This is a genomic window from Amphibacillus marinus (assembly GCF_900110345.1).
GTDB lineage: Bacteria > Bacillota > Bacilli > Bacillales > Amphibacillaceae > Amphibacillus_D > Amphibacillus_D marinus.
In genome coordinates this window covers 54,202-67,015 of record NZ_FODJ01000013.1, presented here as the reverse complement: position 1 = coordinate 67,015, position 12,814 = coordinate 54,202, and the positions used below count along the sequence as shown (strand labels likewise).

13 protein-coding genes are annotated in these 12,814 nt (G+C 37.5%); 8 read left to right on the top strand and 5 right to left on the bottom strand.

The window, feature by feature from the left end:
- The first annotated feature begins 60 nt into the window (after positions 1-60).
- From polX to uvrC, 5 genes are all read left to right on the top strand, one after another.
- A complete protein-coding gene (gene polX, locus BM000_RS14805) occupies positions 61-1,785 on the top strand; it encodes a DNA polymerase/3'-5' exonuclease PolX (protein WP_091499950.1) in 1,725 nt (574 codons plus the stop codon).
- Positions 1,786-1,790: 5 nt separating this feature from the next.
- On the top strand, positions 1,791-4,139 hold the full coding sequence (locus BM000_RS14800; RefSeq protein ID WP_091499901.1) for an endonuclease MutS2: 2,349 nt from the start codon (positions 1,791-1,793) through the stop codon (positions 4,137-4,139).
- 122 nt (positions 4,140-4,261) lie between these two features.
- Positions 4,262-4,576, top strand: a complete 315-nt coding sequence (gene trxA / locus BM000_RS14795) for a thioredoxin (protein WP_091499900.1) — start codon at positions 4,262-4,264, stop codon at positions 4,574-4,576.
- 349 nt (positions 4,577-4,925) lie between these two features.
- On the top strand, positions 4,926-5,252 hold the full coding sequence (locus BM000_RS14790) for a DUF4870 domain-containing protein (RefSeq protein WP_091499899.1): 327 nt from the start codon (positions 4,926-4,928) through the stop codon (positions 5,250-5,252).
- 108 nt (positions 5,253-5,360) lie between these two features.
- Complete coding sequence (gene uvrC / locus BM000_RS14785) at positions 5,361-7,154, top strand: excinuclease ABC subunit UvrC (protein ID WP_091499898.1); 1,794 nt, start codon at positions 5,361-5,363, stop codon at positions 7,152-7,154.
- Between the two features lie 20 nt (positions 7,155-7,174).
- Here uvrC and BM000_RS14780 read toward each other — a convergent pair whose 3' ends face one another.
- Positions 7,175-7,609: a YslB family protein gene (locus BM000_RS14780; RefSeq protein WP_091499897.1), complete on the bottom strand. Its 435-nt coding sequence runs from the start codon at positions 7,607-7,609 to the stop codon at positions 7,175-7,177.
- 170 nt (positions 7,610-7,779) lie between these two features.
- Between BM000_RS14780 and BM000_RS16880 the strand changes: the two genes are divergently transcribed.
- The 3 genes from BM000_RS16880 (at position 7,780) to BM000_RS14775 (ending at position 8,650) form a co-directional block, all read left to right on the top strand.
- Positions 7,780-7,935, top strand: a complete 156-nt coding sequence (locus BM000_RS16880) for a hypothetical protein (RefSeq protein ID WP_177178323.1) — start codon at positions 7,780-7,782, stop codon at positions 7,933-7,935.
- A 17-nt stretch (positions 7,936-7,952) separates the two neighbouring features.
- Positions 7,953-8,111: a hypothetical protein gene (locus BM000_RS16875; RefSeq protein ID WP_177178322.1), complete on the top strand. Its 159-nt coding sequence runs from the start codon at positions 7,953-7,955 to the stop codon at positions 8,109-8,111.
- Positions 8,112-8,461: 350 nt separating this feature from the next.
- Positions 8,462-8,650, top strand: coding sequence for a helix-turn-helix domain-containing protein (locus tag BM000_RS14775; protein ID WP_091499896.1), 189 nt, complete (start codon positions 8,462-8,464; stop codon positions 8,648-8,650).
- Between the two features lie 26 nt (positions 8,651-8,676).
- On the opposite strand, the gene BM000_RS14770 is transcribed toward BM000_RS14775, so the two are convergent.
- From BM000_RS14770 to BM000_RS14755, 4 genes are all read right to left on the bottom strand, one after another.
- On the bottom strand, positions 8,677-10,014 hold the full coding sequence (locus BM000_RS14770; RefSeq protein ID WP_091499895.1) for an SIR2 family protein: 1,338 nt from the start codon (positions 10,012-10,014) through the stop codon (positions 8,677-8,679).
- A 208-nt stretch (positions 10,015-10,222) separates the two neighbouring features.
- Positions 10,223-11,494: a hypothetical protein gene (locus tag BM000_RS14765; protein WP_091499894.1), complete on the bottom strand. Its 1,272-nt coding sequence runs from the start codon at positions 11,492-11,494 to the stop codon at positions 10,223-10,225.
- Between the two features lie 77 nt (positions 11,495-11,571).
- Positions 11,572-12,066 carry an ImmA/IrrE family metallo-endopeptidase gene (locus BM000_RS14760; protein ID WP_091499893.1) on the bottom strand — a complete coding sequence of 165 codons (495 nt, stop codon included), beginning with the start codon at positions 12,064-12,066 and terminating at the stop codon, positions 11,572-11,574.
- Positions 12,067-12,142: 76 nt separating this feature from the next.
- Positions 12,143-12,811: a restriction endonuclease gene (locus BM000_RS14755; protein WP_091499892.1), complete on the bottom strand. Its 669-nt coding sequence runs from the start codon at positions 12,809-12,811 to the stop codon at positions 12,143-12,145.
- Positions 12,812-12,814: the final 3 nt, after the last annotated feature.

Sequence of the window (12,814 nt, the reverse complement as noted above, 5' to 3'; positions counted from 1 at the left end):
GTCAGCACATGCACAGGGGTTTTTCTTACTTAAAAAAGGCTGTTGGGGGACTGCAAGATGGTGACCATTGATAAAAAAGATATTATAAAATTACTTGAACAGATTGCAATTTACTTGGAGCTTAAGGGAGAGAATCCTTTTAAAATATCGGCCTATCGGAAGGCGGCTTTGGCTTTAGAAACTGATCAACGATCACGGAATGAAATTGATGATTACACACAGATAAAAGGGATCGGCAAAGGGACTGCTACTGTCATTGAGGAATATTTGACAACGGGTCAGTCTGAGACGCTCCGACAATTAGAGCAAGAGGTTCCAGCCGGACTAGTGCCGTTGCTTGATCTACCAGGCTTGGGTGGCAAGAAGCTAGCACAACTTTATCAGGAGCTTAATGTGGTCGATCTAACGAGCTTAAAAAAAGCAGCACAAGCTGGTGAAATTGCGAGCTTAAAAGGATTTGGTCAGAAGTCAGCTGAAAAAATATTAAAAGCAGTTGAAGAGGTTGGCCAACGCCCAGAACGTCTACCCGTCTATGAGGTCATGCCTATTTCAGCAAGGGTTGAAGCTTATTTAGCCGAACTTCCCAAGATAACACGCTTCTCCATTGCAGGCAGTATGCGCCGCTTTCGTGAAACGCTCAAGGATCTTGACTATATCATTGCAACAGACCAACCTGAACAGGTTAAAGATGCGCTGCTTGCGCTCCCTGATATTAAAGAGGTCATTGCTGCTGGTCAGACAAAGGTTTCTGTTCTGTTACAAGGAAAGTATGACGTCTCAGTTGATTTTCGCATAGTTACTGACGATCAATTCGCGACAACCTTACATCATTTTACTGGTTCCAAGGATCACAATGTCGCTATGAGGCAGCGAGCCAAGGCTCAAGGTGAGAAGATCAGTGAATATGGTGTTGAAAACGTTGAGACTGGAGAAATAACAACTTTTGCGACTGAGGCTGATTTTTTTAAGCACTTTAATCTGAACTTCATTCCTCCAGAGCTACGTGAGTTTTCTGGTGAAATAGAAGCGTTTGAGCAGGAAATACCCTTAATTGAACAAGCAGACATTCAGGGTGATTTGCACATGCACACGACTTGGAGTGATGGGGCACAGTCAATTGAAGAAATGGTTCAGCTTGCTAGTGAGCTTAGTTATCGTTACATCGCAATTACCGACCACTCAAAGTTCTTGCGAGTTGCTAACGGACTTACTGAACAACGCCTTCGAGAGCAGCGAAAAGAAATTGAGCGTCTCCGTACTGTCTATCCTAATATTAATATTTTATGTGGGGTTGAAATGGATATTCGCCCAGATGGACATCTTGATTTCGCTGATGATTTTTTGCAGGAAATGGATTTTGTCATTGGCGCGATTCATTCTTCCTTTAATCAGAGCGAAGCAGAGATCATGAAGCGTTTTGTCCATGCGATGGAGAATCCGTACGTAAAAATGATTGCCCATCCGACTGGGCGCATTATTGGCAAACGGTCAGGCTATCGGGCTAATGTCGAACAACTTATTGATAAAGCAGTTGAAACAGGTACGATTCTTGAGTTAAATGCGAATCCAAAGCGATTTGATTTATCAGCAGATTGGGTAAGGATTGCTCAGGATAAGGGTGCTCAAATTGCTATTAATACAGATGCCCATAATAAAGCGACATTAAGCTACATGACGGCGGGGGTTCGTGTAGCAAGACGAGGCTGGCTAAAGGCTGAGACCGTTGTCAATACTTGGTCTCTTGATCGATTAACAGCCTTTTGGCGACAAAAAGAAGATAGGTGATAAAGATGAATGCACGTATATTTCGTGTCTTAGAATTTAATAAAATTATTGACCAGTTAGTAGAACAGGCGGCGTCTTCACTCGGAAAGGATCAGGCCCGAGCACTAAAGCCGTCTACTAACCTTGAGCAAGTTCAGCTCCTTCAAGAGGAAACTGATCAAGCGGTCCAGATTGTTCGTAAGCATGGGGACGTACCCTTCGGCGGTATTACTGATATCAAACCAAGTATCAAACGAGCAGAAATTGGTGGTATTCTTAATCCGCAGGAATGTTTGCAAATTGCAAGTACAATCTATGGTGGTAAACGATTACGCCGATTCATTGAGCAAATGGAGGAGCCGCAATCACCGCTAATTAGGGAAATGGTTGCTAATATTGTGCCGTTAACAGAGCTGGAAACCGAGATCAAGCAATGCATTGACGATCACGGTCATGTAATGGACGGTGCATCTGATAAACTCCGAACCATTCGTACCAAGATTAGAACAAGTGAAAGTCGAATTAGGGAGAGACTTGAAGGCTACACGCGTTCAAAGAGTAAAATGCTGTCAGATGCGATTGTGACCATTCGTAATGATCGGTACGTCTTGCCTGTTAAACAAGAGTATCGCCAGGCTATAGGTGGAATTGTCCATGATCAGTCAGCATCTGGCCAAACATTGTTTATGGAGCCCCAAGCAGTTGTTGATATTAACAATGCATTATCTGAAGCCAAAGCACAGGAACAGGCTGAAATTGAACGCATCTTACGCGAATTAACGATCAGAATTGCTGTTGACCAGCACGCGTTAAGGCAAAATGTTGACGTGCTGACTGGACTTGATTTTATCTTTGCTCGGGCTAAGCTTGCCCAATTAATGCGCGCAGCCATGCCGAAGATGAATGACCAAGGCTATATTGAGATGAAGCAGGCACGACATCCATTGTTAGCTGATGCTGAAGTTGTCGCCAATGATATTATCATTGGGGCTGATTATCATGCTATTGTCATTACGGGACCAAATACAGGCGGGAAGACGGTGACCTTAAAGCTTGTCGGGCTTTGTACACTTATGGCGCAATCAGGTTTACAAATCCCTGCTTTAGACGGCTGTCAGCTGGCGGTGTTTAATGAAGTATTTGCCGACATTGGTGATGAGCAGTCAATCGAACAAAGTCTAAGTACGTTTTCATCGCACATGACAAATATTGTTGACATTTTGCAACATGTTGATGATCGAACCCTTGTGCTATTTGACGAACTAGGTGCAGGAACTGATCCTCAGGAAGGAGCCGCCTTAGCAATGGCCATTCTGGATGCTGTTGTGAAACGAAACGCCCGTATTATTGCGACCACGCATTATCCAGAGCTGAAAGCATACGGCTATAATCGTGCTGGGGTGATTAATGCGTCAGTTGAATTCAATGTTAAGACATTAAAACCAACCTATCGCTTGCTAATTGGGGTACCAGGTCGAAGTAACGCCTTTGACATTTCACGCCGATTAGGGCTCGAAGATGAATTAATTGTTGCCGCTAAGCAATTAATTGGTACGGATACGAAAAGTGTTGAGAATATGATTGCCTCACTTGACCAAGCAAGACGCGGTGCTGAACAAGATTATCAGGATGCAGCTCAAGCATTAGATGAGGCAGAGCAGTTAAAAGCTGATTTAGCAAAACAGTGGCAGCAGTTCGAACGTGAGCGTGAAGCGCTATATAAAAAGGCAGAAGAGAAAGCTGAGAAGGCGGTCGCAAAGGCACGGCAAGAAGCAGAAGATATTGTGGCTACTATCCGCGAAATGAAGCATCAATCCACGCTTAAGGAGCATGAATGGATTGAAGCACGAAAGCTCTTTGATGAAGCTCAGCCATCCCTAGCCAAGAAGGGTCAGGTTATTCCCACTTCTAAGCATAGCAATCAAGATCAAACGCTTGAGGTTGGTGATGAGGTCAAACTATTAACGATTAATCAGAACGGTACTATTGTTGAACAGATTGGCAAGCATGACTTTCAGGTTCAGGTCGGGATGATGAAAATGAAGGTCAAGAAGAAGGACCTTCAGTTAGTCAAGCGGGACGATCCGATTGTTAAAAAGCCACTTGCCACCATTAAAGGCGCTAGCTATCATGTTAAGACGGAGCTAGATTTACGAGGCGAGCGGTTTGAGGATGCTCTTCAGGCCCTTGAGAAGTATATTGATGATGCGTTACTCGCTGGTTACCCACGTGTTTCAATTATCCATGGAAAAGGCACCGGTGCGCTTAGAAAAGGGGTTCAAGAATTTGCTGCTAAGCATCGCCACATTGCTTCGGCAACAGCTGGGGCAATGAACGAAGGTGGAAGTGGCGTAACAATATTGGAATTCAAGTAAACGCATGGTTCTTTATATTGGGGGTAAACTAGCTAGTAAGCAAACCGTTAGCCAATCCTTCCCCTGTGATGATATACTAGGACTTGTATACGTAAACGCAATTCGTTAAGGAGGAATAAACTATGGCAATTATAAATGCAACTGATGCAACTTTTGCTGAAGAAACAGGTTCAGACTTAGTTTTGGCCGATTTTTGGGCACCTTGGTGTGGACCATGTAAAATGATTGGACCCGTTCTTGAAGAGTTAGCTGAAGAAATGGGCGATACGGTTAAAATCGTCAAGTTGAATGTTGATGATAATCAAGAGACAACCAGTAAATACGGCGTGATGAGTATCCCAACCCTGCTATTATTCAAAGATGGTGAAGTTATTGATCAGATCGTTGGCTTCCAGCCTAAAGAAGCATTAGAAGAGCGTATTAAACAACATGCATAATAGTGAATAAGCATCTGGCAAATCTGCTAGATGCTTATTTTATTTTTTAATTCCAAAAATAGTTTTATCCATAGGTAATATGGGTATTGAGAAAAGAATAACAAATCATAGTGATTGAGACATAAGTATCGTCTAAATGATCTCAGCAGGTGTTTCAGTTAAGATGGACTATAAATTAGTAGTAGAAAAACGTCAAATGAACGACCATTGACCTAGCTCGTCTTGCTAAATAGTGCTAAGTAATTGTTTTAATCTGAAAGGATTGTTTCAGATAAATGAATATGCTACGATCTTTTCAGCAAGCACTTTTATATTATTAAAGTTTTGAGATTAGAAAGGAGGTAGAAACATGACGACAGAAAGAGTTGCGGATGAACAGGATTTCCACCAAAATAAGGTAATGGCAATACTGGCATACTTACTTTTCTTTATTCCGTTAATTGCTGCGAAGGACTCAGTATTTGCTAAATATCACGCAAATCAGGGTTTAATCTTATTTATCTATCAAGCACTAATTTGGACTTTAACGCAGATTATTCCGATATTTGGTTGGGCCGTTATTTCGCCAATTGGGAACCTAATCGGATTAGCATTTCTGATTATTGGTATGTTGAATGCTAATAAAGGGTTAATGAAACCATTACCTATTATTGGTGGTTTTAATATTATTAATTAATTTCTATAAAACACCTCATCATTTACATAGGATGAGGTGTTTTTACGGCTTTTGCTAGTGTTTATGCTATAATAAGAATAAGATTATCAGTGTGATGGAGTGTTTATGATGGCAACAACAATTCAGGAAAAATTGGCTGTTCTCCCTGTTCAGCCCGGCTGTTATTTAATGAAGGATAAACATGGAACAGTTATTTATGTTGGGAAATCTAAAAAATTAAAAAATCGAGTCCGCTCTTATTTTGCAGGTGCGAACGATCAAAAAACCCAGCGCCTCGTGCAAGAGATTGTTGACTTTGAGTATATTGTCACTTCATCTGAGATAGAAGCCCTTATTCTCGAAATGAATTTAATTAAAAAATATGATCCTAAGTACAATGTGCTGCTTAAGGATGATAAAAGCTATCCTTATTTAAAAATCACCAATGAACGGCATCCACGATTAATTGTGACCCGAAAGGTGTACAAGGATAAAGGGAAGTACTTCGGTCCCTATCCTAACGTTCTGGCAGCCCGTGAAACCAAAAAACTATTGGATCGGATTTACCCGTTAAGAAAGTGTAATAATCCACCGGGAAAGCATTGCTTGTATTACCACCTTGGCCAGTGCTTGGCTTGTCAGGAGCAGCCCCCCGCTAAAGAGGTCTATCATGGCATTGTTCAAAGTCTGGTCGCTTTTTTAAACGGTGGCCATCAGACGATAAAAAAAGAGCTTAAGCAAAAAATGGAACAGGCGAGTGAAACCCTTAATTTCGAACGGGCAATGGAGCTTCGTGATCAAATTCAGCATATCGATGCGGTTATGGAGCAACAAAAGATGACCTTGAACGATCAAGTAAATCGGGATGTGTTTAACTTTGCTTATGATAAAGGCTGGATGTGTGTCCAAGTCTTTTTTATTCGACAGGGCAAGCTAATTGAACGTGATGTCTCAATTTTCCCTTTCTTTGACGATGCTGAAGAAGCCTTTACCACCTTTGTTGGCCGGTTTTATTTGCATCAAAACCATCCCAAACCAAAGCAAATTCTTGTTCCGGCACCAATTGATTATCAGCTACTCACCGAACTACTTGAAGTTGATGTTACCATTCCATATCGTGGTCGAAAACGAGAATTAACGGAGCTTGCTGGGAAAAATGCCGAAATTGCCCTAGAGGAAAAATTCTCGCTAATTGAACGAAACGAGGAGCGTACCATTAAAGCAGTTGAACGGTTGGGTGAGGCGCTAAATATTGAGACGCCTCATCGCATTGAAGCGTTTGATAACTCAAATATTCAAGGAACTGACCCGGTCTCAGCCATGGTGGTCTTTGTCGATGGTAAGCCTGAGAAAAAGGCATACCGCAAGTATAAAGTCAGAGATGTCGAGGGACCAGATGATTATGACACAATGCGCGAGGTCATTAGACGGCGTTACACACGGGTGCTTAAGGAAGAACTGCCATTACCCGATCTTATTTTGGTCGATGGTAGTAAAGGGCAAATGTCAGCGGCTCTTGATGTGCTGGAAAATGAACTCGGTTTAGACATTCCCCTTTGTGGTTTAGCAAAGGACGATAAGCACAAAACAAGTGAGCTCTTATATGGCTCACCACCAGCAGTAATTGAACTCGATCGGAAATCACAAGCATTTTACTTAATTCAACGGATTCAAGATGAAGTACACCGCTTTGCGATCACCTTCCACCGCCAACTCAGAGGAAAAAGCGCCTTTAAATCAGAGCTTGACGCGATTCCAGGTGTTGGTGAAAAACGGAGAAAACTATTACTGACCCATTTTAAATCAATTACCGAAATTAAACAGGCATCAATGGAAACACTCCAGCGATTAGGGATACCTGTACCAACTGCTGAAACGATTTTGGCCCATTTAAATCAAGAAAAGGACCAAAGCAATGATTGAATTGCTCGGTCCTTATTTTTTTAACGGTAATGCTGAACACGAAACTCAACATAATTCTTCTTCGGTTTTTCCTCTTCAACACATTCACAGCTATAATTATTAAGCTGCTCCATACCCGCAGCTAAAAATCCGGCCTCTAGACGATAATCTGTCACAATGCCAGCGTGGTAGCGCTGTGAAATAGCCCTAGTTTGCAGCTTGAAAATATGCTCAGCCCGTTTCTCTTTAATAAGCTCTAGACTGCCCCAGCCTGTTTTATAAAAGAATCCACTAATCTCCCCAACAGAAGAAAAAGCTAATTCTCGAGCCATGTTCTTACCCAATACATATAAAATTTGTGCAGCATCTTTACCTAGTAGGTCAGGCAAGGCCACATACCTTAATAAATCATAGCCAGTCCCAGTTGTCTCAAGTTCATTCACAATCTTGTCTATTTTCTTCATATTTTCATGCATGGAAATAATCCCCTCTCAAACAATTGCCTATCTCTTATTATCGCTTTTTAACAAAGGGAATGCAATGATTTTATTGAACCAGATTACACGCTTTTGGGTAGAAATAGTCCTATGTCATTAAGGGATTATATGGTAAAATGGTGATAATAAATGATAAGGAGGGTTTAAGATTGGTTTTAGCAATTTTTATGTATATTGCTTCGCTAGCATTAGGTGTTTTTTTCATTTACTTCTTAATTAAGGTACTTGTCCTGATGCAAGGAAAAAAAGAAGCATTAGAGGACATTGCGTTACAATTGCGGGAGTTAAGGAAACAAAATCAGTAGCTTAAGGAGGGTTTACTATGTTATTTAGTTTTTTTCAATTTATCATGGCATTATTACCGTTGGGCTTAATTATTTTTCTCATTTATTTTGCAATCACCATTTTAAACTTGATGCGTGAAAAAAATGATCTAATGAGGGAACTTATTTACGAACTGCAAAGTAAGAGGGAGCGTTAAAGCGCTGTTCGTATTCATGCGTAAATGTTGCTTTCCTGTGACAGTATCAAGCTGGCGTTAGGTTACATATGCTAAAGAAACAAAACGGAGGTGTTTAATTAGGCTGGCGTTAGATGCCTTCGTTAGCTAGTATATAGTAAATGAATGAGTTGTGCATGTATCTTAATTACGCACAACTTTGAGAAAAGACTTTGTTATTTAGGTTATTGTCCCACAATGACAGTCGTTTGATTTGAAATAAAAGTGGTTTGGCAAAGCACAGAAAGCCATTGTCATCATAAAATACCATGACTAAATGAATTAATACCCTTCAACTGCAGCTTTAAGGACAGCAAGGAGGGGTCTAAATTTTGAAGGATCACGACTATAAACCGAAGCAATTATTGACCAAACGTGAAAGAGAAGTATTCGAACTACTGGTGCAGGATAAAACAACCAAGGACATAGCAGACGAACTATTCATATCGCAGAAAACAGTTAGGAATCATATTTCAAATGTGATTCATGGTGATTGCAAACAACACTTCAACTCTTTTTGATTAGCAGAAGTACTTCTTACTCCGATCTAATTAATAATCTCTTCAACACTATTACTTTCACGAAAAAATGATTCTTCTTTCATCTTATGTATGAGTGTTTTATTAGAACTTTTTAATTTTATAAAATTTTGAAACCAAATTGAATGTGCTTTCCATGAGTATCCACGTTCTGTAATCTTGCTCATCTTACTGAAAGAGTATTTTACTAATTCTAGGTACTCATCTTCTATAGAGGTTTCGGCAATGTCTATTATTGATCCGAGATATATCAACCAATCAGCTAAGTGTGCATATTGATTCCATGCATGGGGTTCAAGTGTTTTCTTCTTTTTTTGATGAAGAAAGTCTATAATTAATCTTTGCAAGCTCTCATCTCTTAATGAATGACCGCCAACATCTGCCCACAATAATATCTTATATAAGGAGTCGCTTAATTTAATAAAATCGTCAGTAAAACCAACCTTATTTTCAAAAACCTCATGTAGTCTCTTTGAATATTCTATTATTTTTTCAGCTTCATGATAACTCCCCTCTATTCTCTGAAAAAGATCGCTTATTTCGGTTTCTTCTAATACAGTTACACCAAAAGTTGAGTAATAATATCGCTGATATATATCATTTACTGCATCCCTGCTCACATAGTAAATATCGCTTCGCTTTGTATTATCTAACTTTAATTCCTTAGCTTCATTTAAAATGCGATTCAAATCAAAATCGCCTAGAGAATAACCAATAATAACAATAGTATTTTCTTGTATTGAAGTGAATAACTTTCTTGACATATAACTTTCATTATGTGAAAAATTAAAATAATCAGCTTCTGTTAAAATTATTGAATTAGGTTTTTTGATCGATCCATGAATATGAAGAACTGGTTTAATATCTAGTGTTTTTGGGAGTATGGTGCCTTCTACTACAGTTTTACTTGCCTGTGGTAAGATGAAATCAGTAATAATCGAGTCATAATTAGTTGTTATGATGTTAATATCGTTGTGACTTTCCAAGAATTTTCTAAACTCTCTAATGTGGTCAGGGTTAATAGTATGTATATTAATTTTCTCTTCAATAATCGTCGCTATTTCTTCCCTTATATCCTTGCTGTTTTTTGTGAACTCTTCTTCTAATATTTGGGCGCAAATAGTTAATTGAAAATTACATTTGCTCACTACGCCTTCATCATTTGTAACAAACAAACTGTTTATTAAATCATCATCATTTAGTTTTTCGGCACACTCATATAGGAGTTCTAACCAACTAGGTGCATTATCGTCAGTCATATGTTTACTAAAACCAGTTCCAAGAAAAAGAGTTAGTGCACCACTAGCTAATGAAGTCGATATTTCAAGAATCTCATTTGCTTCCATTCAAAATTCCCCTTAAAAATCAAAAGTTAATTTACTTATTAAAATATATTCCTATTTTATCTTATGTGAGAGAAAAGATCTATGTATTCAACAAAATAATACATATATATTAATTTATAGAATTTTAAACTACTAAATTTTTTTAGTAGTAATTTAATAACATTTATAATTAAAATGGTCACTATTCTAAAATAGTGACCAAAAAAATTTATGATTTGATTTTACCGACTATTTCTGATAATAGTTTAAGGAGGTCATTAATATTATCTATTTTAACATCCAACGCTTCATTTAAATTTAATTCTGAAGCTGTATTATTTCCAAAAATAGTAGGGAATAACTGTTCTTTTAACTTTATTCTATCTTCATTTTTAAAAGAAGCAATATATGGATCTAAAGTTTTAAGCTCTATTTCCATTCTTCTATTGTTTCTCTCCTCGGCCTCGCTTTTTGAAGCTTGCCTTGCTGCATAAGCAGTTAAAGACCCAAGTGCTGTAGTTACAATACCTCTTGAAACTAGTCCCACCCAAGTGTTAGATGTATCATACATGAAGGCGAAAATTCCGAATATAACTGTTAGTAAAAAAGCTGAGATAGTCACAATTTGCCATATATTCTTTGATTTTCTATTAAAGTCTGCATTTTCTTTAAAGTGACCCGAAATCGAAGTTGTTGAAATTATACCAACAATTTCCTCTACAGATCTTTTATGGGCACTTAAATCCTTATCATATTTATCCTTTCTTATAATAGTTTCATTTATTATACTCTCTAGTTTATTATCGTATATATCAATCATATTTTTGAAATCATTTTTAAGTGTTTTAGCGAGATCATCAAAAACACCATTATATTTTGCTTTTGATTCATTAATTTCCATTTCTAAATTGTCAAAAAGTTCCGATTTTTGATCCAGAAATTCCTCGCTTAATTCTTTTTTAAAGTGTACTATTTCTTGTTTTTTTTCTTCTATTTCTCTTGCAATGGAATTAAATTTTTCCATGTGTTGTTCTCTCAAATTTGCGAGTTCTGTACTTTCTTTTTTTAAATTAGAGGCTTCTTCAGTTAAAACTGTTTTATGTCTACCCAAAGACCGTCTAAATGAGACAACAGTATCCCTAATGTTGTTTATGTCTTCTGAATCCTTAGTATTGAGAAGACTGCTGGTATCAGTTATGATATCGTCAATTCTACTATTGATATTAGTAAAATCATTGGAATTATTAAGGTTTTTAAGGGATCTCTCAACAATTTTTATATTATTTTCTAAATTAGTTAAAGTTTTGTTTCTAAAAAGTAAGGGATCATTATTATTGAGCACCTTTTTTAAGTGTTTGGCTATCAATAATGATTTAATCAATACTACATCTATTTTACTATTGCTTATATCATTATTCTCAATTTTATTTTCTATCATTGATTCAAATCTCGGTAAAGTGTCGTACAGAGTATGGTAGGTTACAGGTGAATTTCCATTCATTTTAAAATCACTCCAATTGATTACATATTAGTTGTATTATGTACTTAATAATACATTAAAAAGTAAGTAATATGTGTTCATTTTCTATAAAAATGATTATCAAAAATATTTGTATTTTTCTTAATTTGATTTATTCTTTTTGTGCAAATTTCTTTTGATGCATGAAAATCATTGATTAAGTTGTTTACTATGAAAGGAAAATCCAAATCATACTTTAATAACATAAAGTGGGGCAAGGTAGCATATGAAGTGAACCTTAAGCTATCAAGCTCCTGCCATTCAATAAAGCTTTTCGGTAACTCCAATTGCCATCCTTGATGCCTTAAAAGGTGTGCCAATTCATGGAAGAAACGTTCTCTCCTTTCTCGAACAGATAAATTAGAATAGATATTAATGGCTTTGTAATCATTGTATTGGTAACTGTAAGAACGTTTGTTCGAGTATGTTAAATTAATTTCCAATTCATATGCAATCTTTTCTTCATTAATTTGATAGGGTTCATTAATCCCCATTTTCTTGTAAAGATTCATAATATAAATTTCTGCATCAAATGGTCTATAGTTCTGGTACAAAATAATCACCTCAAAACCATTATAAGAACAAACGTTCTGTTTTTCAACCCTAAAAAGCTAATATCTTCTAAAGATATTAGCTAATTCTCTTTGCCTGCTCTTTTCTCCAAGTGTCTATCTTGCGTCTGACCCACTCAATCCCATGTGTTTCAATATAAAATTGATCGGCTTGCAGCATGGCATCCTTGGTATATGTAGTTGTGGTGATAAAGCGTGCAAGTTGACAACCTTTATTTTGTTTTGCTGCATGTAACATTCTTATAGGCTCAACGGTAATCTGTCTTCCTGAGTTAATATAATGCTTGATTTGTACAGCTTCATAAGTTTTATGCTCTCGTTGATAGATAAGTAGATCAACACCACCATCAGCTCCCTTACCCGTTTCTTTTGGTCTGTAACCTTTAGCCTTATAGTACATGTAACATAAACGTTCAAATTCAGAACCTGACATTTTTTCTAATGGCATTTTTAAGATCTGTTTGTCTGGGAGAAGTCTTGTTGTAGGAACTTTGCTTGATTTTGCAGTAGGTTTCTTTTTGCCAGCTTTCTTTGGAGCTGTTTTTTTCTTGCTTTGTTTTCTTTTAGGCAATGCTACAATAAGAATTTGTGCCAGTGCATTAGGAATGATAATCGCTGCTAAAGTGTAGTAGAAGTGTAATCTAAGTGTAAATACAAAATAAAGTGCAACAAACATTGTAAGCATTCTAAATAAATCAATGAGGGCTTTAGCCCTTTTTCTATCCAATTT